This window comes from Azospirillum sp. UENF 112521, assembly GCF_058780665.1.
Genome location: NZ_JBSNCI010000005.1, coordinates 318,198 through 342,445, shown reverse-complemented (window position 1 = coordinate 342,445; position 24,248 = coordinate 318,198). Strand labels below are relative to the sequence as shown.

22 protein-coding genes are annotated in these 24,248 nt (G+C 69.0%); 11 read left to right on the top strand and 11 right to left on the bottom strand.

Annotation, left to right across the window (positions count from 1 at the left end):
- Window positions 1–94: 94 nt before the first annotated feature.
- Genes ACWPN8_RS26490 through fae form a run of 7 tightly spaced genes read left to right on the top strand, consistent with a single transcriptional unit; the run spans window position 95 to window position 6,548 of the window.
- Complete coding sequence (locus tag ACWPN8_RS26490; protein WP_492242922.1) at window positions 95–1,108, top strand: beta-ribofuranosylaminobenzene 5'-phosphate synthase family protein; 1,014 nt, start codon at window positions 95–97, stop codon at window positions 1,106–1,108.
- A 50-nt stretch (window positions 1,109–1,158) separates the two neighbouring features.
- Window positions 1,159–2,061 carry an NAD(P)-dependent methylenetetrahydromethanopterin dehydrogenase gene (locus ACWPN8_RS26485; RefSeq protein WP_492242921.1) on the top strand — a complete coding sequence of 301 codons (903 nt, stop codon included), beginning with the start codon at window positions 1,159–1,161 and terminating at the stop codon, window positions 2,059–2,061.
- Window positions 2,043–3,221 (top strand): ATP-grasp domain-containing protein, encoded by a 1,179-nt coding sequence (locus ACWPN8_RS26480; RefSeq protein ID WP_492242920.1) that lies wholly within the window; start codon window positions 2,043–2,045, stop codon window positions 3,219–3,221. The genes ACWPN8_RS26485 and ACWPN8_RS26480 overlap by 19 nt, the downstream gene beginning before the upstream one ends.
- Window positions 3,196–4,161, top strand: a complete 966-nt coding sequence (gene mch / locus ACWPN8_RS26475) for a methenyltetrahydromethanopterin cyclohydrolase (RefSeq protein WP_492242919.1) — start codon at window positions 3,196–3,198, stop codon at window positions 4,159–4,161. Before ACWPN8_RS26480 ends, mch begins: the two co-directional genes overlap by 26 nt.
- A gap of 13 nt (window positions 4,162–4,174) precedes the next feature.
- Window positions 4,175–5,092, top strand: a complete 918-nt coding sequence (locus ACWPN8_RS26470) for an ATP-grasp domain-containing protein (RefSeq protein WP_492242918.1) — start codon at window positions 4,175–4,177, stop codon at window positions 5,090–5,092.
- The gene (locus tag ACWPN8_RS26465; RefSeq protein ID WP_492242917.1) at window positions 5,089–6,165 is read left to right on the top strand and encodes a triphosphoribosyl-dephospho-CoA synthase; all 1,077 of its coding nucleotides are present in this window, start codon (window positions 5,089–5,091) and stop codon (window positions 6,163–6,165) included. The genes ACWPN8_RS26470 and ACWPN8_RS26465 overlap by 4 nt, the downstream gene beginning before the upstream one ends.
- The gene (gene fae, locus ACWPN8_RS26460; protein ID WP_244592669.1) at window positions 6,060–6,548 is read left to right on the top strand and encodes a formaldehyde-activating enzyme; all 489 of its coding nucleotides are present in this window, start codon (window positions 6,060–6,062) and stop codon (window positions 6,546–6,548) included. Before ACWPN8_RS26465 ends, fae begins: the two co-directional genes overlap by 106 nt.
- Here the strand turns inward: fae and ACWPN8_RS26455 are convergent.
- On the bottom strand, window positions 6,527–7,270 hold the full coding sequence (locus tag ACWPN8_RS26455; protein ID WP_492242916.1) for a HisA/HisF-related TIM barrel protein: 744 nt from the start codon (window positions 7,268–7,270) through the stop codon (window positions 6,527–6,529). The two genes, fae and ACWPN8_RS26455, sit on opposite strands and share 22 nt — an antisense overlap.
- On the opposite strand from ACWPN8_RS26455, the gene ACWPN8_RS26450 reads away from it, so the two are divergent.
- From ACWPN8_RS26450 to ACWPN8_RS26435, 4 genes are all read left to right on the top strand, one after another.
- On the top strand, window positions 7,269–8,261 hold the full coding sequence (locus ACWPN8_RS26450; protein WP_492242915.1) for an ATP-grasp domain-containing protein: 993 nt from the start codon (window positions 7,269–7,271) through the stop codon (window positions 8,259–8,261). The genes ACWPN8_RS26455 and ACWPN8_RS26450 overlap by 2 nt on opposite strands.
- A complete protein-coding gene (locus tag ACWPN8_RS26445; RefSeq protein ID WP_492242914.1) occupies window positions 8,254–9,318 on the top strand; it encodes a hydantoinase/oxoprolinase family protein in 1,065 nt (354 codons plus the stop codon). Before ACWPN8_RS26450 ends, ACWPN8_RS26445 begins: the two co-directional genes overlap by 8 nt.
- A gap of 10 nt (window positions 9,319–9,328) precedes the next feature.
- On the top strand, window positions 9,329–9,811 hold the full coding sequence (locus tag ACWPN8_RS26440) for a GreA/GreB family elongation factor (protein ID WP_492242913.1): 483 nt from the start codon (window positions 9,329–9,331) through the stop codon (window positions 9,809–9,811).
- Window positions 9,812–10,047: 236 nt separating this feature from the next.
- Window positions 10,048–11,121, top strand: a complete 1,074-nt coding sequence (locus ACWPN8_RS26435) for an HAD family hydrolase (protein ID WP_492242912.1) — start codon at window positions 10,048–10,050, stop codon at window positions 11,119–11,121.
- Between the two features lie 104 nt (window positions 11,122–11,225).
- Here ACWPN8_RS26435 and pabB read toward each other — a convergent pair whose 3' ends face one another.
- The 10 genes from pabB to ACWPN8_RS26385 all read right to left on the bottom strand — a co-directional run bounded on the left by pabB (window position 11,226) and on the right by ACWPN8_RS26385 (window position 24,218).
- Window positions 11,226–12,677, bottom strand: a complete 1,452-nt coding sequence (pabB, locus tag ACWPN8_RS26430) for an aminodeoxychorismate synthase component I (protein ID WP_492242911.1) — start codon at window positions 12,675–12,677, stop codon at window positions 11,226–11,228.
- A 3-nt stretch (window positions 12,678–12,680) separates the two neighbouring features.
- Entirely contained in the window at window positions 12,681–13,283 is a 603-nt protein-coding gene (locus tag ACWPN8_RS26425; RefSeq protein ID WP_492242910.1) for a GNAT family N-acetyltransferase, read from the bottom strand.
- A gap of 116 nt (window positions 13,284–13,399) precedes the next feature.
- Window positions 13,400–14,284, bottom strand: a complete 885-nt coding sequence (locus ACWPN8_RS26420; RefSeq protein ID WP_492242909.1) for an ABC transporter permease — start codon at window positions 14,282–14,284, stop codon at window positions 13,400–13,402.
- A gap of 3 nt (window positions 14,285–14,287) precedes the next feature.
- Window positions 14,288–15,571 carry a glycine betaine/L-proline ABC transporter ATP-binding protein ProV gene (proV, locus tag ACWPN8_RS26415; protein ID WP_492242908.1) on the bottom strand — a complete coding sequence of 428 codons (1,284 nt, stop codon included), beginning with the start codon at window positions 15,569–15,571 and terminating at the stop codon, window positions 14,288–14,290.
- A 67-nt stretch (window positions 15,572–15,638) separates the two neighbouring features.
- Window positions 15,639–16,436 (bottom strand): adenine nucleotide alpha hydrolase family protein, encoded by a 798-nt coding sequence (locus tag ACWPN8_RS26410; RefSeq protein ID WP_492242907.1) that lies wholly within the window; start codon window positions 16,434–16,436, stop codon window positions 15,639–15,641.
- A complete protein-coding gene (locus ACWPN8_RS26405) occupies window positions 16,429–17,658 on the bottom strand; it encodes an electron transfer flavoprotein subunit alpha/FixB family protein (protein WP_492242906.1) in 1,230 nt (409 codons plus the stop codon). Before ACWPN8_RS26405 ends, ACWPN8_RS26410 begins: the two co-directional genes overlap by 8 nt.
- Window positions 17,655–19,571, bottom strand: a complete 1,917-nt coding sequence (locus tag ACWPN8_RS26400; RefSeq protein ID WP_492242905.1) for a DUF3483 domain-containing protein — start codon at window positions 19,569–19,571, stop codon at window positions 17,655–17,657. Before ACWPN8_RS26400 ends, ACWPN8_RS26405 begins: the two co-directional genes overlap by 4 nt.
- A gap of 50 nt (window positions 19,572–19,621) precedes the next feature.
- Complete coding sequence (locus ACWPN8_RS26395; RefSeq protein WP_492242904.1) at window positions 19,622–21,667, bottom strand: oxidoreductase; 2,046 nt, start codon at window positions 21,665–21,667, stop codon at window positions 19,622–19,624.
- Window positions 21,668–21,834: 167 nt separating this feature from the next.
- Window positions 21,835–23,031, bottom strand: coding sequence for a GlxA family transcriptional regulator (locus tag ACWPN8_RS26390; RefSeq protein WP_492242903.1), 1,197 nt, complete (start codon window positions 23,029–23,031; stop codon window positions 21,835–21,837).
- A gap of 65 nt (window positions 23,032–23,096) precedes the next feature.
- Entirely contained in the window at window positions 23,097–24,218 is a 1,122-nt protein-coding gene (locus ACWPN8_RS26385; protein ID WP_492242902.1) for an FAD-binding oxidoreductase, read from the bottom strand.
- Window positions 24,219–24,248 lie beyond the last annotated feature (30 nt).

The following is a 24,248-nucleotide window of genomic DNA, read 5'->3' as shown; positions in this document are numbered from 1 at the left end:
TTGATTTTGCCGCCGCCAATTTTATTATGTGCGAAAGGCGGCTGGTCGCCTTGGCTTTTGCGACAGGTAGGCCATGATTTGCGGCGAACAGCGCATGACAGTCGACACGGTGCGGGTGGAGGTGCCCGCCCGGCTGCATCTTGGGTTTCTCGACATGGAGGGCGGCTTGGGCCGGCGCTTCGGCAGCCTGGGCCTGACGCTCGACGGGCTGGGAACGGACCTGATGTTGATGCGCGGGAAATCCGGAAGCGATGTTCCTGTCGGTCCGGACTGCCGGGCGGCGGGGTATCTCGACCGGCTGTGCGGGGCGCTGGGCGTGGAAAACCGCTTTTCCCTGCGGTTGGGTCGGACCATCCCGTCCCATTCCGGGCTGGGGTCGGGCACCCAGCTGGCGCTGGCCGTCGGGGCGGCCCTGTCGGCGATGACCGGCCGGCCGCTGCCGCCGCGCCGGGTCGCCAGCCTGCTGGACCGGGGGGCGCGGTCGGGCATCGGCGTCGGTGCGTTCGAACAGGGCGGCGTCATTCTGGACGGCGGCAAGGGTGCGCTCGACGAGCCGCCTCCCGTCATCAGCCGCATGGCTCTGCCGGAGGCGTGGCGCATGCTGCTGGTGTTCGACGATGCCAACCGCGGCCTGTCCGGCACGGCTGAGACGGTCGCCTTCCGCGATCTGCCCCCCTTTCCGGCGGACAAGGCGGCCTATCTGTGCCGGCTGGCGTTGATGGTCGGGCTGCCGGCGCTGGCGGAAGGGGATGCCATGCGGTTCGGCGCCGCCGTGACCGAACTCCAGAGCGTGGTCGGCGACCATTTCGCCCCGGCCCAGGGCGGGCGCTTCAGCAGCCTGGATGTGGCTGAGGTTCTGCGGTGGCTCCCAGTGGCCGGCGCCGCGGGAGTCGGGCAGAGTTCCTGGGGGCCGACCGGCTTTGCCGTCTTCGGCGATGCGGCATCGGCGGAGCGGGCGGCGGAGGGCGCGCAGGCGCGCTGGCGGACGCGGCCCAACCTGCGTTTCGTCGTCTGCCGGGGGCGGAATCACGGGGCGGTGGTGGAGACCTTCTCCGGTCAGAAAGTAGTCGCTGCCGGATATAAAACAGTCGCAAAAAAGACAGCTTGAACCCGTGAGGTGAAAGACAGTGACATGAAGCGAACCGAGGACTTCGTTTCATGGAAAAGCCCTATGTCATGCACGCCATTACTCCGGTAAAGGCGGTCAGTCCATTCGACATCAACATGGCGTGTGACGCCGGCTATGGCGTCCTCGTGCCTTATACCCATGTCGAGACTGGCGAAGTGCCGGGTCTTGTCCAGGATATGATTTTTTCCCGCGCTCCGGGCGACGCCAAGCGGACCGGTCTGTTCATCGCCGGCCGCGACATCCTGACGGCGCTGGACATGCTGGAGGCGGCGCGCCGGGCCATGGTCCCGCCGTTCGAGATCTCGGTCTTCGCCGATCCGTCCGGCGCCTACACCACCGCCGCGGCGATGATCGCGAAGGTCGAGGCCCAGCTGGAGAAAGTTGGGTTGACGCTTGCCGGCTCACGGGTCGCGGTGTTCGGCGGCAAGGGGCCGGTTGGCGGCGTCGCCGCGGTGCTGGCCGCGCGTGCCGGTGCGTCCGTTCAACTGGTCGGCCATGACGGTGCGGCGTCCGTCGCCGAGCGGGCGACCTCCTACCGTCAGCGGTTCGGCGTGACGCTGAGCGCGGTCGACGGCTCGACCGATGCCCACAAGTCCGCCATTCTGGCGGAGACCGACGTGGTGCTGGCGGTTGCCCGCGCCGGCGTTCGGGTGCTGAGCCGCACGCAGATCGCCGCCACCCCGTCGGTGCGGGTGGTGGCCGACGTCAATGCCGTGCCGCCGGCCGGCGTGGAGGGGGTGGACGCCTTCAGCGACGGCGCCCCCATCGAGGGCACGGACGCCGTTGGCATCGGCGCGCTCGCCATCGGCAATGTGAAGTTCAAGACCCAGCATGGCCTGTTCAAGGCGATGCGCGAGGCGGCGAAGCCGGTCTATCTGGCCTTCGACGACGCCTTTGCCCTGGCCCGCGCCCAATGCCGGACAGCGGCGTGATCCTGGTCGCCGCCCTGTCGGGCCGGGCCATCGCCCAGGCGGTGGCGCGCACCGGGGCCATTGTCGCGACGCTGGACCAGTTCGGCGATGCCGATCTGCCGATGCCTGCCCGTTGCGTCGCCGGCGATCCCGTCGCCGGCTTCGACCGGGAGGCGTTGATCGCCGCCGCCCGGACGCTGGCTCCGCCGGGCAGCGCTCTGGTCGTCGGGTCGGGGTTCGAGCAGGCGCCCGACATGCTTGGCGCGCTGATGCAGGCCGGTCCGTACCGGCTGCTTGGCAACGGGCCGGATATCGTGCGGGCGGTCAAGGATCCGGCTGGCTTCGCCGCGCGGCTGGCGACGCTGGGCCTGGAAGACCTGGGCATCGGGCATCCGGAAACGCAGCTGGCAATGCCAGACGATGCGATCCCCGGGCACTGGCTGGTCAAACGGACGGGAGCGGCCGGGGGCTGGCATATCGTGCCCTGGGCCGGCAGTCCCTTGCCGGACGGTCATTACCTGCAACGGCGGGCAGAGGGATGGCCAACCTCCGTCGCCTTCATCGCCGACTGTACCGGCCGGTGCGAAACGGTGGCGATCAGCCGGCAATGGACCTATCCGGCGCCCGATGCGCCCTTCCGCTATGGCGGGGCGGTGCTTCCGGCCGCGGTGCCGCAGTCGCTGGCCGACCGGCTTGCGGAGGCAGCTCGGCGCATCGCCGCCGCCTTCGGGCTGGTCGGGCTGAACAGCCTGGACCTGCTGGTCGACGGCAATTCGGTGACGGTGCTGGAGGTCAACCCGCGTCTGGGGGCCACGCTCGACCTGCTCGAACGTCACCGGCTGGGCGGGGTGATGCGCGCCCATCTCGACGCTGCCGCCGGACGCGGTTGGACGTTGGGAGCGGCGCGTCCGGGCGTCATTGCCGGGGCGGTGGCCTATGCCGCCTCTGCCCTGACGGTGCCGACAGTGTTCTCCTGGCCCCCCTGGTGCGCCGACCTGCCTCGGGCCAGCAGCGCGGTGGGGGGTGGACAACCGTTGTGCAGCGTAACCGCCTGGGGCGGGGACGAGGAGGAGGCGCGTCACCGCCTGTCCTGCCGGATCAAACGCATCGTCGCGGACTGCTCGCGGCGGGCCTGCTTTGTGGAGAGAACCGCCGATGGCCTCGCTTCCCTTCAGTGTTAACCGGCTTGCCGCCCCCCTGGTCCATGCCCTGGTGGCGGACGCCGCCATGCTGCGGATCGGGGTGGAGCAGCATCCCGCCGGCTGCACCGTGATCGATGCCGGCATCGACCGGCCGGGCAGCCTGGAGGCCGGGCGCCGCATCGCCGAGATTTGCCTGGGCGGTGCCGGCAGCGTGCGCATCGCCATGGATTCCCCCTTCGTCCATTGGCCGGCGCAGGTGACGGTGACGGCCGCCGATCCGGTCCTGGCCTGCCTCGGCAGCCAATATGCGGGCTGGAGCCTGTCGGGCGAGAAATTCTCGGCCTTGGGTTCCGGTCCCGGGCGGGCCCTGGCGGTGAAGGAGCCTTTGTTCGCCGAACTCGGCTATCGCGACATGGCCGACCGCGCCGTGCTGGTGCTGGAGACGGACAAGCGGCCGCCGGTCTCGGTAGTGGAGAAGGTGGCGCGCGACTGCGGCGTGCCGGCGGAGCGCGTGACCCTGATCCTGACGCCGACCCGCAGCCCGGCCGGCATGGTCCAGATCGTCGCCCGCGTGCTGGAGGTCGGGTTGCACAAGCTGCAAGCCCTCCATTTCCCGCTGGAGCGGGTGCGCGACGGCGTCGGCTGCGCGCCGTTGCCGCCGCCGGGGCGCGATTTCGTCCAGGCGATGGGCCGGACCAACGACGCCATCCTGTTCGGCGGAACCGTCCATCTGCTGGTCGACGGTCCGGACGACGACGCGGCCGATCTGGCGGCCCGCCTGCCCAGTTCGGCCTCCGCCGACTATGGCCGACCCTTCGCCGACCTGTTTGCGGCGAGCGGCTTCGACTTCTTCAAGATCGACCCGATGCTGTTCAGCCCGGCCCGCGTCATCGTCACCGCCTTCGAGAGCGGACGGAGCTTCACCGCTGGGGCGCTGGCTCCGGCGCTGCTCGACCGTTCCTTCGGCATCGGCGGGTAGGGGAGGCCGGGGCATGGGGCGGACCCGCATCGCCATCTTCGTGGACGGCGCCGACTGGCACACCCGGCGGCTGACCGCCGCCTTCGCCCGCCGGGGTGCCAAGGCGGTTCCGGTGTCGCTCAGCGCCTGCGGCTTCAGTCCCGAAGGGCCGGCGATTCCGGGCTTCGATGGCGGACTGCCCGACGCCTGTCTGGTCCGCACCATCTCCGCCGGCAGTTTCGAGCAGGTGACGCTGCGGCTTGGCGTGCTGCATGCGCTGGCCCATGGCGGGGTGCCGGTTGCCAACACTCCCGCGGCCATCGAACGCTGCGTCGACAAGAGCGCCACCGCCTACCGGCTGGTTGCGGCCGGGGTGCCGACCCCGCGCACCTGGAGCGTCGCCGATCCGGTCCAGGCCACCGCGATCCTGGCCGCCCTCCATGGCGAGGGACGGTCTGTGGTGCTGAAGCCGCTGTTCGGGTCGCAGGGCAAGGGGCTGCGCCGGCTCGATCCCGGCATGGCTCTGCCCGGTCCGGAGGAGGTCGCGGGTGTCTACCATTTGCAGGAGTATGTCGGTGCGGCCGATGGCGGCTGGTTCGACTGGCGGGTCTTCGTGGTGAATGGGCGCCCGCTGGCCGCCATGGTCCGCCAGGGCGACCACTGGATCACCAACGTCAAGCAGGGGGCTCGCTGCCATCCCGCCAGTCCGGGCGGCATGCTGGGCGATCTGGCGGTGGTCGCCGCCGCCGCCGTCGGCGCCGATTATGCCGGGGTGGATGTGATCCGTGCGCCCGACGGCCGCTTCCTGGTGCTGGAGGTCAACAGCATGCCGGCATGGCGTGGCTTGCAGGCGGTGACGCCGGTGGACGTGGCGCAGGCGCTGGCCGATCTCGTCCTGGCCCGTCTGGCATCGGCCTCACCGGTGCCGGCAGATGCGCGGAGGGTGGGATGAGCGCCCTGCTGCCGACCCCGCTCCACGATTGCCGGGCCTTGGTGGAGGAGGCGGTGTTAACCGCCTGCCGGCTGGAGTTGATGGCGCTGAAGCCCGGCAACGTCCACATCCATGCCGACGGCCATGGGATGAGCGTGGCGCAGTTCCTCGACAGTGCCGCCGCCATCGCCCCGATCCTCGCCACACCGGGCCGCCGGGTGGGGGAGGCGATCCTGCATGCGGTCGCGGCGACGCAGGAAGTCGCCGGCTGCAACACCAATCTCGGCATCGTCCTGCTGCTGGCGCCGCTCGCCGCCGCGGCGCTGTGCCGTGACAAAGGGGAGCCGCTGCGGCTGAGGCTGGCGCGCGTGCTCGACCGGCTGAGCGTCGCCGATGCCGCCGACGCCTTCGCGGCCATCCGCCTGGCTCTGCCGGCCGGGCTGGGGGACGCCCGGCAGCATGACGTCGCCGAGGCCCCGCGTGTCGACCTGCGGGCCGCGATGACTGCGGCGGCCGGCCGCGACCTGATCGCCCGGCAGTACGCCACCGCCTTCGCCGACGTCTTAACCTTCGGCGTCGCGCGCGGACGCTCGGCCCTGCGTCGCGGCGCCAGTCCGGCGGAAGCGGCGAGCGCCATCCATCTGGGCTTCATGGCCCTGCACCCCGACACCCACATCGCCCGCAAGCATGGCGCGGCAGTGGCGGAGCGGGTGCGGGAGCAGGCGTTCCGGTTGGAACGTCGGCTATCCACCGGTCCTGCCTTTGGCGGACATCCGGCAACCGCCCACCGGCTTCTCGCTTTCGACCGTGCGCTGAAGCGCCGCGGCCTCAATCCGGGCACGTCCGCCGATCTGACGGTGGCCTGCCTGTTCGTGCTTCGGCTGGCCGGCGAGCTGCCGGCCGGACCGTTGCCGCCGGACGACAAGCGGCGGACTCTGATCGAACCAACCATCGCAAGGGATGCGCAATGTCTAAGATCGACAAGGTTATGGTCGGCGAAGCTCTGGTCGGCGACGGCAACGAGGTCGCCCACATCGATCTCATCGTCGGCCCGCGCGGCAGCGCCGCCGAGACCGCCTTCTGCCAGACCCTGACCAACCAGAAGGAAGGGGTGAACGGCCTGTTGGCCGTGCTGGCGCCGAACCTGATGGTCAAGCCCTCGACGGTCATGTTCAACAAGGTGACGATCAAGAACGCCAAGCAGGCTGTGCAGATGTTCGGCCCGGCCCAGCGCGCCGTCGCCCTGGCGGTCGCCGAATGCGTCGAGGACGGCACCATTCCGGCGGACGAGGCAGACGACCTGTTCATCTCGGTCGGCGTCTTCATCCACTGGCAGGCGGAGGACGACCGCAAAATCCAGGACTACAACCACGAGGCCACCAAGCTGGCGCTCAAGCGCGCCATCGCCGGCAGCCCGACCGCCAAGGAGATGCTGGACGGCATGGCCGCCGCGGTTCACCCCTTCGCCGCCTCCTGACCGGCAACCGGCTGACCGGAGACGAAGCGGGCGAGCGTTCCGGCGTCGAGGCGCCGGTCGTGGAGTGCGCTGGCCATCAGAACGGCATCGGTTCCGTGCCGCGCCAGCGCCTCCAAGTCCGCCGCATCGCGCACCCCGCCGGCACCCCACACCCGGATCCCCGGGCGTCGGGCCGCCAGCGTGGCGATGCGGTCGAGGTCCGGCCCCTCGCCCGAGCCGACCCGGTCCAGCGTCATGGCGATCACCCGGGAGGGCCAGAGGCCGGTGTCCTCGTGCAAAGCCGCCGGACCCAGCGGCTCGCCCCGCCGGACATCCAGCGACAGCGCCACCCGGTCCTCGCCGGTCAGCGCAAGCGCCGCCTCCAACGTCTTGCCGTCCGTCTGGCTTTCGCTGCCGATCACCAGATGCCGCAGCCCGGCATCCAGCCAGCGGCGGCAATCGTCCGCCGTCGCCAGCCCTGCATCGACCCAGAAGGCGACCTCCGGCCAGCGCGCCTGGAGAGCGGCGACGGTGGAGCGATGGTCGCCCTGCCCGCGGATCGCGTCGAGGTCGGCGACATAGCAGGCGCGGAAGGGTTGCAGCGCCAGCAGTGCCGCCACGATATCCTGCGGTGACGATCCTGCGGTCAGCGCGCTTTCGATGGGGCGGTAGCGGTCGCGCTCCCCCCGCTTGGCATGAACCACCTGCCCGCCCAGCAGGTCGATGACGGGAACGATGTCCATGGAAAACAGCCTTCGTCGGGTTCTGGTCTGCGAATATGTCACCGGCGGCGCGCTGTGCAACGGGCCGCTTCCGACCGACCTGATGGCGGAGGCCAACGCGATGGTCGCGGCCCTGGTCGGCGACCTGATCGCTCTGGATGGACTGCACGTCACGCTGTGCTGGGACAACCGCCTTTCCCCACCATCCTTTCCGCCGGAGCGGGTCGCCCTGTTCCCGGTGGCGCCGGGTGAGGAACCGGAGGCGCGCTGGCGAGCCGCGGCTGCCCTGTGCGATGTGGTCTGGCCCATTGCGCCGGAGACCGACGGGCTGCTGGGGCACGTGACCGCCCTGTTCCGCGACACCGGCCTGCCGGTGGTCGCCTGTGCTCCCGACGCCATCGCTTTGGCGTCGTCGAAGACGGCGACGGCGGCCCGGCTGGCCGCCCACGGCATCGCGACCGTTCCCACCGTTCCCTTCGGCGCCCTACCGCCGCCCGCCGCCCGCCATGTGGTGAAGCCGGACGACGGCGCCGGTTGCCTCGACACCTTCATCGTCGACGACATCGCCAATTGGAGGCCGCCGCACGCCGGCCGCTGGATCGTCCAGCCGCTGATCGAAGGCGAGCCGTGCAGCCTGTCCATGCTGGTCGATGGTGCCGGCGGGGTCAGGCTGCTCGGCTGCAACCGCCAGAAGGTGGAGCGTGGGAGCGGCAGCTTCTCCTTCCATGGCGTCGATGTCGGGGCAATGGAGCACCGCCGCGCCGCCTGGGAACCGCTGGCACGTGCCATTGCCGCCGCGATCCCGGGCTTGCGCGGCTATGTCGCCGTGGACCTCATCGACCGGCCGGATGACCCGGATTCGAACGGCCCTGTGGTGGTGGAGGTGAATCCGCGGCTGTCCGTCGGCTATTCCGGCCTGTCGCGGGTGCTGGGCTGGAACCCGGCGGGCGACATCCTGGTTCTGTTCCACACCAGATCGGCCGATGCCGGCCGGGAGGATGCGCATGCTTGACACCCGTGGAACGGACTCCCGTGGAGTGCCCCCCAGTGGAACAGTGGTGATCGGTTGGGACATCGGCGGTGCCCATCTCAAGGCCGCCTGGGCGGAGGATGGCAGGTTGCGCGATGCCGTGCAGGTGCCCTGCCGGCTCTGGCAAGGGCTGGGCGAGCTGGACACGGCGCTGTCAACAGTGTTGGAACGTTTGCCGGCCGATGCCGACCATGTGGTGACGATGACGGGCGAACTGGTCGACCTGTTCAACGACCGCACCCAGGGCGTGCACACGCTGATCGACCGCATCGCCGCGGCCGTGCCGCCGGGACGGCTGCGTGTCTATGCCGGGCGGCGCGGGCTGCTGTCGCCGCAGGAGGCGCGTGGGCAGGTGATGGACGTGGCGTCGGCCAACTGGATGGCGACCGCCGCCGTGGTCGCCAAGCGCCTGCCGGCGGCGCTGCTGGTCGACATGGGCAGCACCACCACCGACATCGTGCCGGTGTGCGACGGCGCGGTGGTGGCGCGCGGCGTCACCGATCATGACCGGATGGCGGTGGAGGAACTGCTCTATACCGGGCTGACCCGCACGGCGGTGATGGCGATGGAGCGCACCGCCCTGGTCGCTGGCGAGCGGTTGCCGATGATGGCCGAGTATTTCGCCACCAGCGCCGACCTCTACCGCGTGCTGGGCCGGCTGGACGAGGCTGCGGACCAACACCCGGCGGCTGACAATGGAGCCAAGACGGTCGAGGCCAGCCTGCGCCGTCTGGCCCGCATGGTCGGCCATGATGCCGGCGATTACGATCCGGCGGTCTGGCGGGCGATGGCCGGCGATCTGGTCGAACGCCAGCTGCGCTGCATCCATGATGCCGCCTCGCGGGTGCTGTCCGCCGGTGCGCCGCCCCTGCCGCAGGATGCGCCCGTGGTCGGGGCCGGTGTCGGGCGTGCCGTGGTGACGGAGGTGGCCTCCCGGCTTGGCCGCCCCTGCGTGGATTTCTGCGATGTGGTGGGTGCCCCCGGTCAGGGTTGGGTCGCAAGCTGCGCTCCCGCCGCGGCCATGGCACTGCTGGGCTGAGGAAACCGGGATGAGCCGCGCCTTCGTCAAGGAAAGCGATGCCGAGACCGAGGGGCCGCTGCCCCAGGTCAACGGGCCGCTGCATGTGTCCGCCGCCACCGTCGCCGCTTGGCAGGAGGAACTTGCCGCGGCCGACGCCGAGGTCGCGCAGTTGCGCGGCTCGGATGCACCGGAGGACCGGCAGGCGATGAGCAGCGCCAAGCGGCGCGCCGACCTGTTGCGCGCCCGGCTGGCCGCCGCCGTGGTGGTGCGCCCATCCGGCCCGGCTGAGGAAGCCGGCTTCGGCTCCGTCGTCGTCGCCGAGGATGAGACCGGGCGCCGGTGGACCTTCACACTGGTCGGCGGGGAAGAGGCCGACCCCGCTGACGGCCGCATCAGCTGGCAATCCCCGTTGGGCGAGGCGCTGGTCGGCGGACGGGTCGGCGACGTGGTGGAATGGCCGCGCCGGGGTAAAGCCCTGTCCCTCACCATCCGTTCGGTCTCGCCGAACTGAGCGGTTACAGATGTTTCAAGAAATTCTACTGTATAGGCGACAAATTCTGGCCAATCCGCGACTGATCCTGAAAATTAGATTCAGTAGACAAGTGTAAATAATCTGTCATAAACTGTGTCCATCAACTGAAAAAATCTTGGACAGTTCGGGATAATCCCCAGAACAGCCGGCACTGTTCAATACAGTGGTTCCGGTCTCGAAGAATCGTGTCTTTGAACAGGGAAGAGAGGGCACAGATGAAGACGCTTTTCCGCTCCGCGCTGCTCGCGGGCATGGTTGCGATGGCTCCTATGACCGCTTTGGCTCAATCCGGCTCAGCTCAACCGCTCGCCCATTGGCCGGCGGAGGCGGCGGCGAGCCTCAAGGCGCTGGTGTCCGCAAATGCCGGCAAGGGCGCCTATGCGGTGTTCGATGCCGACAACACGCTGTACCGCTACGACCTCGAGGAATCCCTGCTGCCCTATCTGGAGCGCAAGGGCGCGCTGTCGCGCGAGAGCATGGATCCGTCCTTGAAGATCATTCCGTTCAAGGACGTGAATGGACACAAGGAGAGCCTCAACAGCTACTATTACCGGCTGTGCGAGATCGACGATCAGGTGTGCTATCCGTGGGTGGCGCAGATCTTCTCCGGCTTCACCCTGGCCCAGTTGAAGGGCTTCGTCGACGAGATGCTGGCCGACGGCAAGCCGATCCCCGCTACCTACTATGACGGCGACGCGGTCAAGACCGTCGAGGTCAGCCCGCCCAGATTCTACACCGGCCAGCAGGAACTGGTGAACCATCTGGCCGCCAATGGGATCGACGTCTATGTGGTGACCGCCGCCAGCGAGGAACTGGTCCGGATGGTCCTGTCCGATCCCAAGTATGGCTACAACGTCAAGCCGCAGAACGTCATCGGCGTCACCATGCTGCTGAAGAACCGCTCCACCGGCGAGGTGACCACGGCACGCAAGCTGATCGCCGAGGGGAAATACGACTGGGCAAAGACGATGGACCTGGAACTCGGCACTTATCTGTGGGCGCCGCTGACCTGGTTCGCCGGCAAGCACGCGGCGATCATCACCTACATCGACCAATGGAAGAAGCCGGTGCTGGTGGCGGGAGACACGCCGACCAGCGACGGCTACATGCTGCTGCATTCCACCGATGCGGCGAATGGCGGCTTGCGGGTGTGGGTCAACCGCAAGGACAAGTATATGAAGCAGATCAAGCAGATGTGGGAAACCGCCGCCGCGGGCCAAGCGGCCCAGAACCTGCCGGTCCTCGCCGACCGGAACTGGGTCGTTGTCCAGCCGAACGATATCCAGTGACATCGGCGGCCCATGCCCGCCATCGTCCAAAACAGGAAGGCCCCGACCGTGAAACCGGCCGGGGCCTTGGTTTTTTTCCAGCACCCGCGCCGGTCTTCGCCGGCTTAGCCGCCATCCAGCGCGCGCAGCAGCGGGCGGATCTTCACCATCATCTCGTCATGCTCGCCGCCGGGATCGGAATCGGCGACGATCCCGCCGCCGGCCTGGGCGATGACGCGGTTGGGCGTGACGGTCAGGGTGCGGATGACGATGCTGCTGTCCATCGCCCCGTCGAAGCCGATCCAAGCCACCGATCCGCAATAGGCGCCGCGCCGAGAGGCTTCCAGCTCATCGATGATCTCCATGGCGCGTATCTTGGGCGCGCCGGTGATCGAGCCGCCGGGGAAGGTGGCGCGCAGCAGATCGACCGGCCCCAGCCCCGGCTTCAGTTGTCCTTCGATCACCGACACCAGATGATGGACGGAGGCGAAGCGCTCCACCCCGCACAGGACCGGCACCCTGACGCTGCCGATGCGTGCCACGCGGCCGATGTCGTTGCGCAGCAGGTCAGTGATCATCAGGTTCTCGGCCCGGTCCTTGATGCTGTGTTCAAGCTCGCGGGCGAACGCCTCGTCTTCCTCCGCCGTGGCGCCGCGCGGGCGGGTTCCCTTGATCGGACGGGTTTCCATGCGGCCGTCGGCGTCGAGCCGGATGAAGCGCTCCGGCGAGGCGCTGGCCAGACCGGTGCCGCCGGGCAGCGACAGGCACGCCGCGAAGGGGGCGGGGCTACGCGTCAGCAGGCGGCGGTAGAGGTCGAGCACCGACAGCTCCGCCGGCCGGTCGGCCAGGAAGCGCCCGGTGAAGTTGGCCTGGAAGATGTCGCCCGCGCAGATGTACTCCAGCACCCGCTCCACCCGGCGGCAATACTCGTCGCGCGCGATCTCGGGCCGCCAGGGCGCGGTGACCGGGTTGGGCGGCGGCAAATCGTCGGGCGCCGCTGCCAGCGCATCGGCAAAGGACTGAAGGCGGTTTGCCGCTCTGAGGCGGCGATGGACCGGGCTGCGTTCGGGGAAGCCATTGGACAGAATCCAACCGCGCCGCTCCCGTTCATCGAACACGATGACCGTGTCGTAGAAACCGAAAGCCATGTCGGGCAGGCCGCTGTCGTCGCCATGCCGTGCCGGCAGCCGTTCCAGCACCTGTCCCAACTCATAGCCGAGGAAGCCGACGGCGCCACCGGCGAAGGGAATGGGCAGGCCGGCGGGAAGGGGCAGGCGATGGGCGTCCAGTTCCCGTTCGAGCACCGTGAACGGATCGCCAGTAACCGGTTCGCCATCCACCGTGACGAAGCCGCCGCGCGCTTCGACCGTTCGGAAGGGATCGACGGCGACGATGCTCCATCGGCCTCGACCGCCCGCTTCCGCGGCGCTGTGCAGAAGTGTGGCGAAAGGCTGGCCGGACCAGGGCGCGAAGGCGGCGACCGGATCGTGGTAGGGAATGTCGCGGATCAGCAACGGGCACTCGTCGCCCGCGCTCTCCCCCGTGGGGAGGTCGAAGACAAGGCCGTCATGCGGCATGCGTCATGCTCCGGTGCCAGGGAGGAGGGATTTGACCCAGAAGCGAAGGGGTTTGGCGGTTTCCTCCCGGTCGCAGGAGTCGCACCAGGACAGGGTGCCGCCGATGTCCGGCTCCAGCCGGTAGCCAAGCCGCCGCCATGCGGCATCCGGCGTCCGGTAGGTTTTCGGGCGGCGGGGATGGTCGGTGGAACGCACGATCTCACCGAAGGCGGCGGAGGCGAAACGGCCATCGACGCGGATATGGGATTCGCCGATCTCGAGCAGGGCTGTCCCGACACCCCGCCCGCGGTGTGAGGGCAGGACCACCACCTCGCCGAAATAGAAGATCGCGCCCGGGTCGCGGCCGGCATGGGTGAAGGGATCGCTCAAGGCGTCCAGTTCCTGGTCGAGCGGCGCGCCGGTGACCGCCGCGACCATGCGGTTGCGGTCGAAGGCGGCGAGGATGAGCCCGCCCGGCAGGCTGCCGAGCCCGGAAAGATACAGCTCCTCATACGCTGCCGATCCGCGATAGAGGTAGGGGAATTCGCCCAGCACCGCCAGCCGCAGGGCGGCCAGCTCCTCCAGCCGGTCGGCCAGGGCGACGCCGGCCAGCCGCTCCACCTGCATCCCGCTCGGCCCTGTGCGACCCTCCTGTGCATCGGCATGCCGCCGCCGCCCGTGAGGAGGCAGGGGCCGCGCCGGAAGAGCGGCGGCGGAGCCCCCTTCCGGAAGAGCCCCCGCGCTCACCGTGCCGGCACCGGCAGGAACCGGCGCAGGAACGCGAAGCGTACCGGGCGCGGAGCGGCGGCGGTCTGGCCGAAGCTCTGGGTGATGCGGTCGAGGATGATCGCCAGCAGAACGACGCTGAGCCCGCTTTCGAAGCCGAGCGCGATGTCCAGCCGCTGGATCCCCTGCAACACGACATTGCCCAGGCCGCCGGCACCGATCATCGAGGCGATGACGATCATCGACAGCGCCATCATCATGGTCTGGTTCACCCCGGCCATGATCGAGGGCAGGGCGTTCGGCAGCTGTACCTTGAACAGAAGCTGGCGGTCATGGCAGCCGAAGGCCTTGCCGGCCTCCACGATCTCGGCCGGAACCTGCTGGATGCCGAGCGAGGTCAGGCGCACGGCCGGCGGCATGGCAAAGATCACGGTGGCGAGGATGCCCGGCACGCGGCCCAGACCGAAGAACATCACCGCCGGGATCAGATAGACGAAGGCCGGCATGGTCTGCATGAAGTCCAGCGTGGTGCGGACGATGCTCTCGACCACGCGGTTGCGCGCCATCCACACGCCGAGCGGCACGCCGATCAGCAGGCTGAGCAGGGTGGCGGTCAGGACCAGCCCCAGAGTGGAGGCGGTCTCCGTCCACAGCCCCATGCCGGCGATCAGCGACAGGGCGGCGACCGTGAAGACGGCGAAGCCGGTGCCGACGCGCCAGAGGGACGTCGCGACGATCAGCCCGATCAGCAGCCACGCGGGCGCTCCCACCAGCACGAAGTCGATGGCGGCGCCGAAGCCGTTCACCACCGTCGCGATCGCGTCGAAGGTCGGCTGGAAATGGTCGAGCATGAAGGTGACCAGTTCCTCGACCCATTTGCCGATTCTGATTTCAAAATCCATCGGTCAATCCCCCCGAACCAAGGTGTGGAGCATGAGGGCGCGCGAGATGGCGCCGAGGAAATTGTCGTCGTCGTCGACGACCGGTACCGGCCATTCGCTGTCGGCGACCAGGGCGAGCAGGGAATGGATCGGCGCCGCGGCGTTGACCGTGCGGACGCCGGGCAGGAAGGCATTGACGAAGCGCGGCTGCGGTCCGTTCAGCTCGCGTTCCAGCGTCGCCCGCGAGACGATGCCTTCGAAGTGGCCTTCCGGGGTGCGGACATAGCCGAAATTGTGGTTGTTCTCGCGCAGCTGCTGCAAGGCAGGAGCCAGTTCGCCGGGCAGGCGGATGACCGTGTTGGTCGCCTCGAACCGCGCCACGTCGCCGGCCCGCAGCACCTTGGAGGCATCGACGTTGCGGAAAAAGGAGCGGACGTAATCGTCGGCCGGACGGCTCAGGATCTCATAGGGCGTGCCGACCTGGACGATGCGCCCGCCTTCCATGATGGCGATGCGGTCGCCGATGCGCATGGCCTCGTCGAGGTCGTGGGAGATGAAGACGATGGTGCGCTGCTGTTCGCGCTGCAGACGCAGAAGCTCGTCCTGCATCTCGGTGCGGATCAGCGGGTCCAGCGCGGAGAAGGCCTCGTCCATCAGCAGGATGGTCGGGTCGTTCGCCAGCGCGCGGGCAAGGCCGACGCGCTGCTGCATGCCGCCCGACATCTCGCGCGGGTAGCGGTGGGCGTAGGTGCCCAGCCCCACCTGCTCCAGCGCCTGCTGGGCCGCCTTGTGGCGTTCCGCCTTGGAGGCGCCGGAGATTTCCAGGCCGAAGGCGGCGTTGTCCAGTGCGGTCAGGTGCGGCATCAAGGCGAAGGACTGGAAGACCATGCCCATGTTGCGGCGGCGGGCCTGGATCAGCTCGGCCTTCGACATGCTGACCAGATCCTTGCCGTCGAGCAGGATTTCGCCGCTGCTGGGCTCGATCAGCCGGTTCAGCAGGCGGATCATGGTGGATTTGCCGGATCCCGACAGCCCCATGATGACGAAAATCTCGCCGGCGCGGACCTGAAAGCTGGCGTCGAGGACACCGACGTTGACGTTCAGCTTTTCAAGAACCTCCGCCTTGCTGGCGCCCTGGCGCAGCATCGACAGGGCGGGCTTCGGATCGGCGGAGAAGACCTTGTAGACGTTCCGCACCTCCAGCCGGACCGCCGCATCCTCGCCGATGCCCGTCCTGGCCGCTCCGCGGGGAAAGCCCAGGCTGGCGGGACCGCCGACCGAAACCGTGCTTCGCATCATCGTGTTCATCGGCGTGCCTCCCCCGGGTTGGCGACAGCGTGACCTGTGGTACTGGGAGGGTCGTTTTGCATGGTTTTCATGGAAGCATTCCCTGTTCGACAAGGCTGTCGTAGATGGCCAGCGCCCCCGCTTCAGCTGTCGGGTTGACCAGCAGTTGGCCCTTTCCGCTCTTGCTCTCGGTCGCCGCCTTCAGCCGGTCCAGGGCCGAACCGCCGCGCTTCACGCGCATCAGCCTGGGCTTCGGGCGCCACGGCCGATGCTCGCACTCCGACAGGAAGAGATCGGCGGTCGCCTCAACCGTCACCGGTTCGATGACGCCGCGCCGCGCCGGGCCGAAGGCCGAGGCGCGGGCGGACGCGGCGGATGGATGGACGGTCGCCACAAAGCGGCCGGTGACGCTCAGCGCCCGCCGCTGTCCGCGCGGCAGCGCCTGGACGATGGCCGACTTGCCCGGCGTGGCGTCGGAAGTATCGGCCGGGCCGACCCGAACCACATCGGGAACCACGGCGGCGTCGAGGCCGCGCGCGATCAGATAGGGCAGCATGCCGCTGCCCTCCCCATCTTCCGCCTGCCGACCGGTCAGGACCAGCGACGGGGCGAGACGGCACAGATGGGCGATCAGCGGCTCGACCGGATCGCTTCCCTCCGGCAGGACCAGCAGCGTCAGCCGCTCCAGCCCCATGCCGAGATAGGCGCGCAACGCCTCACCGTCTGCGGCCGGCCCGGCATGAATCGCCGTCAGCCGCTTCGGGCGCAGCGCCAGCGCCATCTCCAACGCCTGCGCGTCGGTGGTGGCGCGGCGGGCACGGCCGGAGACGGGGTGGCGGCCGATGGACAGCAGGACTGCAATATCGGTCGTGGCGGCTTCAGTCATGGCGGCGCTCCCGGATCAGCCGGATCAGGGCGGGCATGACCGCCTGTGCATCGGCGACGACGGACAGGTCGGCGCGCTTGATCATCTCGGCATGGAGGTCGGTGTTGACGGCGATCACGTGGCGGACGCCGGTGATGCCCTGAAGATGCTGCGGCGCGCCGGCAATGCCGAAGGCAAGGTAGCAGCGCGCGCTGACCACGGTGCCGGAAGCGCCGACCTGCCGTTCGCGGGGCAGATGGCCGGCATCGCAGACCACGCGGCTGCCGGCACGGGTGGCGCCGAGCGCTTCGCCCAGATCGGCGAAGCTGTGCCAGTCGGTCACGCCATTGCCGGCGCTGAGGATGAAGTCGGTCTCCGACAGGGACAGGGCGTCGGGATCGACGGACATCCGGCGGACGCCGCCCAGGCGGGATAGGACCTCCTCTGCGACCACCGACGAAGTTTCAAGGTCGAGCGGCCGGGCCTCGTGCCGCACGCCGTCGAGTGGGGCGAAGGCGTCGGCCGCGACCGTCATCAGCCGGGTGGGGCGGTGCCCGGTCTCCAGCGAGCCGCCGGCGGACTGGCGGGTCGCGCGGTCGGGGGCGAGGCTCTGCACACCGGTGAACAGCCGCTCTCCCGCCGCCGCGGCGAGGCGCCGCGCCACGTCGGCGCCGTCCGGGCTGTCCGGGAACAGGATGTGGCGGGGCGACAATGCGGTCATCAGTGCCGAAGCGGCAGCGGCGCGCCGTTCCGGCACGTAATCGTCGGCCCAGTGGTTGGGCAGGGCGACATGGCGGTCGGAGCCGGCCTCAGCCAGCGCCTCGCCGGAACCGGTGCAGACGGTCACAACAGCACCGCCCCCCGCATCGGCGAGCAGGCGGGCGGCGGCGATCACCTGCCGGTCATGCTCGCCGATCTCGCCGCCGGGGCGGTCGAGCATGGCGATAACCAGATAGGCCGGCTCGGCGATCACCTTCAGCGGGATCATGGGAGCGGCGGCTATGGCGATGCCGACAGTTGCGGCGGTGGTGGGCGAAGTGGCGTCGCGCGTCCAGTCGTAGCGCGGGCGCGGCTGGCTCTGCACCAATGCGGCAGAGCGAAGGGCGCGCGGATCGCGGCGGCGCTCGTTGACGGCCGCAACGACCGGTTGGCGCAGCAGGCGCGGACGTTGGCCGGTCAGGATCGTGCGGGCGGCGCGCTCGGCTCGGGGATCGACGCGGCGGCGGATTTGGGTGGTGGTCATCGGGTGGTCTCCGTCGCGGCGAGCACCAGCTCGGCGATCTCCGCCACCTCCGGCCGGGGACCGACGACGCCTTCCAGCATCAGGGCGCAGTTGGGGCAGGCGACGGCGACCAGCGAGGCACCGGTTTCGCGGGCATGCTCCATGCGGACGTCGGGGATGCGGCGCTCGCCCGACACGTCGGTCAGCGGGGCGCCGCCGCCGCCGCCACAGCAGCTCGACCGCAGGCCAGCGCGCAGCATTTCCCGGCGCTCCACGCCGATGGCATCGAGCAGGACGCGCGGCGCCTCGATCTCTCCGTTGTAGCGGCCGAGATAGCAGGGGTCGTGGAAGGTGACGCTGCGCCCGACCGGCTTGGTCACCGTCAGCGCGCCGGCGGTGATCAGGTCCAGCAGAAGGGCGGTGTGGTGGACGACGGTCCAACTGCCGCCGAAGGCCGGATATTCGTTGCGCAGCGTGTGCAGAGCGTGGGGATCGGCGGTGACGATGCGATTGAGGCGGCGGGCGTTCAGCGTTGCAACGTTGCGGGTCGCCAGTGACTGGAAGGTCGCTTCGTCGCCCAGCCGGCGGGCCACGTCGCCGCAATCCAGCTCCTCCTCGCCCAGCACGGCGAAGTCCACCCTGGCGCGGCGCAGCAGAACAACCAGCGCCCGCAACGAGCGCTGGACCCGCAGGTCGAAGGCACCGTCTCCCACCCACAGCAGCGTGTCGCACGACCCGCCGGCCGCCAGCCGGGGCAGCGACAGGTCGGCCGCCCAATCCCAGCGCCGGGCGAGCGCACGGCCGCCTGGATTGTCGGTGGCGCGCAGTTCCTCCAGCATGACGGCGGCCTTGCCGGGAGTGGCCCCCAACTCCAGCGTCTGGAAGCGGCGCAGATCGACGACGGCATCCACATGCTCGATCATCATCGGGCATTCCTGCACGCAGGCGCGGCAGGTGGTGCAGGACCACAGCGTGTCGGGATGGATCATCGCGTCATACCCGACCAGCGGCAGCGCCGCCCCGCCATGGGCCTTGCCGACGCCGCGGCCGGGATGGGGATTGCCGGCATAGGCGGCGTCGCTGGCCTGTCCGTCCATGGCGGCGACCAGATCCTGGACCAGCTTCTTCGGGTTCAGCGGCAGGCCGGCGGCGTAGGCCGGGCAGGCCGTCTCGCAGCGCCCGCACTGGACGCAGGCGTCGAAACCGAGCAGGCGATTCCAGGCGAAATCGACGGGACGCTCGACGCCTAGCGTGCCCGGCTCAGTCTCCTCTGCCGGAGCGAGCGGCAGCGGCTTCAGCCCGGTGTCACGGCCTGCGCCATCATGAAAACGGGCCGGGCGGGGATGGAAGGCGAGATGCAGCGCTCCGTGCACCGCATGCTTCAGCGGCCCCTTCCACACGCCCCACACCAGATCGGCCAGCGCCACCCCGGCAGCCGCGATCAACACCAGCGCCAGCGCCTCCGGCATCACACCGCCCAGCGCCTGGTCGAGCGCCACCAGCAGCAGGCAGCCGGAAAACCCCAGAAGCGACAGGGGAAGGCGGGCGAAGCGCCCCTGAGACAGCTCGCGCGGGCGCAAGACCCGGCGGCGATACCGGACCATCAGGGCGCCGGCCAGCATGACCGCCAGCACCACCGCCAGCAGCAACCAGAGCGCGCGCGATCCACCGAAGGCGACGCCCATCGCCACCAGCAGCGCCAGCGCCGCGAGGAAACCGCCGGCGACCAGCGCATGGAAGCGGGCGTTGAACGGCGTCCGCCCCACGACATGGTGGACATCGACCAGATAGCGGCCAGGGAGGGCGCGCAACCCGGCGACCACGCCAACCGCCGCCGGCCGTCCGGCCAGCCAGCGCCGCGACTGCCAGACGGCCAATGCCGCGCCGATGACGAGGACGGCAAGGACGACGGTGGTGAGAGCGGTGGCGATCACGTCGGACGGCTCCTGTCGCTTGGCTGGGGGCGCTGGGCGGGGTAGGGGTGTCAGATGTCCTTGCAGAGACGGGCGGCGTCGTAGATGGCTGCGTGGATGTTGCGGCCGGCGACCGCATCGCCGATGCGATGCAACGTGTAGCCGCCATGGCCGTTGGCCTGCACCGGTTGCGGCCGGCCGGCGATCAGGCTGTCCAGGTCGGTTTCGCCGCGGTTCAGCGACAGGTCCTTCAGATCGAAATAGAGGCCGTCGTTGGGCAGGGTGCCCAGCTCCACCACGATCTGATCGACCAGCCGCTCCTCCTCCTCGTGGGTGTATTCGTTGCGCAGGACGGCGACACGGCGGTTGCCCTCCGGGTAGATTTCCACGAGCTGGTGGTTGGTGGTCATCACCACGTTCAGTTTGTACAGCTCGCGCAGATGGATCGGCTGGTTGGTGGTGCCGACCTCCTCCGCGACCATGCGGTCGGGGGTGGCGATCTCCACCAGAGCACCGCGCTTCGCCATGAACTCGGCGCAGGAGGCGCCGTGATGCTGGCCGGTGCCGTCATACATCAGGACGGTCCCCGTCGGCTCCACCGCGCCGGTCAGGATGTCCCAGGTCGACACCGCCAGATCGGCACCCTTGAAGTCGCCGCGGTTGGGACGGCCGCCGGTGGCGAGGATCACCACATCGGGGCTCTCGGCCTCCACGGTGGCGCGGTCGGCCTCTACCCCCAGCCGGACATCGACGCCCAGCTTGGTGACCTGTTGGGACAGCCAGCGGGTGATGCCGCTCATCGCCTCGCGCCAAGTCGCCTTGGCGGCGATGCCGATCTGGCCGCCGGGGGCGGCGTTGCGTTCGAGCAGCACGACCGAATGGCCGCGCTCGGCGCAGACACGGGCGGCCTCCAGTCCGCCGGGGCCGCCGCCGACCACCACCACGCGGCGCTTGCGCTCCGCCTTCGGGATGACATGCGGCATGCTGCGCTCGCGGCCCGTCGCGGCGTTCTGGATGCACAGCGCGTCGCCGCCGACATAGATGCGGTCGATGCAATAGCCGGCGCCGACGCACTGGCGCACATCGTCCAGCCGCCCTTCCATCAGCTTGCGCACCAGATGCGGGTCGGCGATGTGGGCTCGGGTCATGGCGACCATGTCGACATGGCCTTCCTCCACCGCGCGGGCGGCGGTGGCGAGGTCGGTCACGCGCTGGGCATGGAAGACGGGAATGCCGGCCTCGCGCTTGATGCCGCTGGCCAGATGCAGGAAGGGGGCGACCGGAAAGGACATGTTGGGCAACGAGATGGCATGCGCCAGATGGTCGCGCGCCTGCCCGCCCAGCACATTCACGAAGTCGATCAGCCCGCGTTCGGCATAGGTGCGGGCGATGGCGATGCAGTCCTCGTGGCTGAGACCGTCGTCGATCAGCTCGTCGCCCGACATGCGCATGCCGATGACGTAATCGTCGCCGACCTCGGCACGGATCGCCTCGAACACCTCGATGCCGAAGCGCATGCGGTTTTCCAGGCTGCCGCCATACTTGTCGGTGCGCCGGTTGGCCGAGGGGCTCCAGAACTGGTCGATCAGGTGGCCGTGGGCTGCTGACAGCTCGAAACCGTCCAGCCCGCCTTCCTTGCAGCGGCGGGCGGCGGCGGCATAGCCGGCGATGATCCGCTTGAAATCGAAATCCTCCATCTCCTTTGGCGTGTTGCGGTGCGCCGGCTCGCGGGCGGCCGAGGCGGAGACGGTGGGCAGCCAGTTCTCGGTGTCCCAGCGGGTGCGCCGGCCCATGTGGGTCAGCTGGATCATCAGCGCCGCGCCGTGGCGGTGCACCCGGTCGGAGAATTCACGGAAAAAGGGGATGACGCTGTCGTCGGCGACTGAAATCTGGTTCCACGGCGCCGCCGGGCTGTCCACCGCGACGGAGGAGGAGCCGCCGAACATCGTCAGGCCGATGCCGCCCTTGGCCTTTTCCTCGTGGTAGAGCTGGTAGCGTTCCTTCGGTTTGCCTTCGGACCCGTAGCCCGGCGCGTGGCTCGTGCTCATCACGCGGTTACGGATCGTCAGATGCTTGATCTGCAGAGGCTTCAGAAGGGCTTCGGCGGGTGAGGACATGGCAGGAACGATCCCCAGTATTGAGCCTGCCAAGAATTCACCATCGGCGCGATTGTCGCGTTGCCCCCCGCGACCGGGAATTACCTTTTTGCGACAGGCGGGAAACGGGAGGGCACCGGCCGAACAAGCATATGAATTTTCTCGAAAATTGGCGCGTATCTGCCCCGTCAGTCGACTTGCGCGGTGTCCCGCGCCATCGGCTCCGGATCTTCGAAAAGGCGACGGTCGGGCAGAAGGGAGTTGGCGTTGGTGCGCCGGAAGGCGGCGAGAGGCGAGACATGCGGGTCGGCCTCCGCATCCGGCACGGCGGTGCGGCGCACGTCGGACGGCGAAACGCCGAACAGCTCCCGGAACTGGCGGGAGAAATGGGCGCAGTCGGCGAAGCCGGCCTCGTTCGCGATGGCGGTGACCGACCGCTTGGTGTTGCGCAGCAGCCAATGACCATAGCGCAGGCGAAGAGCCCGGTAATAGGTGGCCGGGCTGGTGCCCACCGCCAGCCGGAACAGCCGTTCGAACTGCCGGGTGCTGACATTCAGCCGGTGGACGATTTCCTCCACCGACAGCGGATCGCTGATGTGCTGCTCCATCAGCAGCAGGGCACGGCGGACCCGGTCGTTGGTGATCTCCACCACGGTCGGAGGCTGCGGCTGAGACTGGCTGGCGGGACGGGCCTTGTCGATCAGCAGGATGTGCATGGTCTTCTGGGCGGTGGCGCGGCCCAGATGGCGTTCGATCAGGAAAGCGGCCAGATCGGCCACCCCGGCGCCGCCCGAACAGGTGATGCGGTCGCGGTCCACCACATAAAGCTGGTCGGCTACCGGCACCAGATCGGGAAATTCCTCGATGAAATCGCGGTGATGATACCAGCTGACGCAGCAGCGCCGGTTCTTCATCAGGCCGATGCGGCTCAGCACGAAGCTGCCGGTGCAGACGCCGACCAGGGTCACGCCATAGGATGCCGCGGCGCGCAGATAGGCCAGCGTCTCGTCGTCCAGCTGTGGTCCGCCATGCAGCAACCCACCCACCACGACCACATAGTCGAAGCGGCGGGGGTCGGTCAGCGGCTCCCAGCGGGCAACGCCGATGCCGCAGCTGGACATAACCGGCTCGGCCCGCGACCCCATGATGGTCCAGCGGCAGCGGATCTGCCGTGACCAGTCGCCCTCGTCGGCCGCCAGCCGCAGGGCGTCGATGAAAGGGGCAAGCGCCGTCAGGGTGAAATTGTTGGTCAGGATGAACCCGACCGACAGAAGCGCGCGTTCCTCCTGCCGGGGGGCGGGACCGCTACCGCCAAACCGGCGATATTCCACTGTCTTCCCCACCAGGACACCCTCCCAGTCCGACGGCCCCCGCTTGACGGCCATCTTCCATCCTTCGGAATGCTAGCGTCAGCGGCCTGCCCCCGGAAGACAATTCATTGGCGATGCTTCTAACGCTCCACCACCAGATCGCTGGTGGGACGGCTGCAACAAAGCAAGATCAACCCCTGGTCGATTTCCCGTTTGCGGATGCCGCCGGTGTGGTTCATTTCCACCGTGCCGGAAATCAACTTTGTCTTGCAGGTCCCGCACAGCCCGCGCGAGCAGGATGTCGGAACGCGGATGTCGGCCGCCGATGCCGCATCGGCCACGGCCATGTCCGGCAGGCAGGTGAAGACCTTGCCGGTCTTGGCGAATTCGATGCGGAATCCAGCCGCTTGCAGCGCGTCCTCGATTGGGGCGTTTTGCACCGGTGCGTCCTGGGGCGGTTCCCCGGCGGCCAAGTCGGCCACCAGCTCTTGGAAATTGAAGCTCTCCTGATGGTAGCGGCTCATGTCGAAGCCGCCCTCTTCCAGGAAGGCGCGCACCGCCTTCATGAAGGGACCGGGGCCGCAGACATAGACTTCCCGCTCCAAGAAGTCCGGCGCGATCAGGCCTAGCATCGGCAGCGACAACCGGCCGGTGAAGCCGGCCCAATGAGCCTCGGTGCCGATGCCCTCGCAGACATGGGCGACGCGCAGGCGTCGTCCGGGGCCGGTCAGCGCGTCCAGTTCACGGCGGAAGACGATGTCGGCCGGGGTGCGGGCGGCGTGGACGAAGACGATGTCGTGATCTTCGCCGAGATCGTCGAAGGTCCGGGTCATCGACATCAGAGGCGTGACGCCGCTGCCGCCGGACAGGAACAGGAACTTGCGCGGCGTCTCGGATTCGCCGGGGGTGAACTCGCCGAGCGGCCCGACCGCGCGGATGGTGTCGCCCGGCTTCATGGTGTCGTGCAGCCAGTTCGACACCGGGCCGCCGGGCACCCGCTTGACGGTGATCGAGAGCCGGTGCGGCCGGGCAGCGGAAGAGGAGACGGTGTAGCTGCGGTGAATGGTTTCGCCGCCGATGGGCAGTTCCAGCGTGATGAACTGGCCCGGCCTGAACCGGAACAGGCAGGGTTGCCGCGGTGCGAAGATGAAGGTCTTCACATCGTGCGTTTCGTCCCGCACCGCCCGGCACACCAGCGTGTCGTCGGTTTCGGGATCCCAGTTCCGGACCGGAGGCAGAGCCGCATCCTGCTGCATCGTCATCTCTCTTCCTGAGCCGTGTCGCCTTGGTCA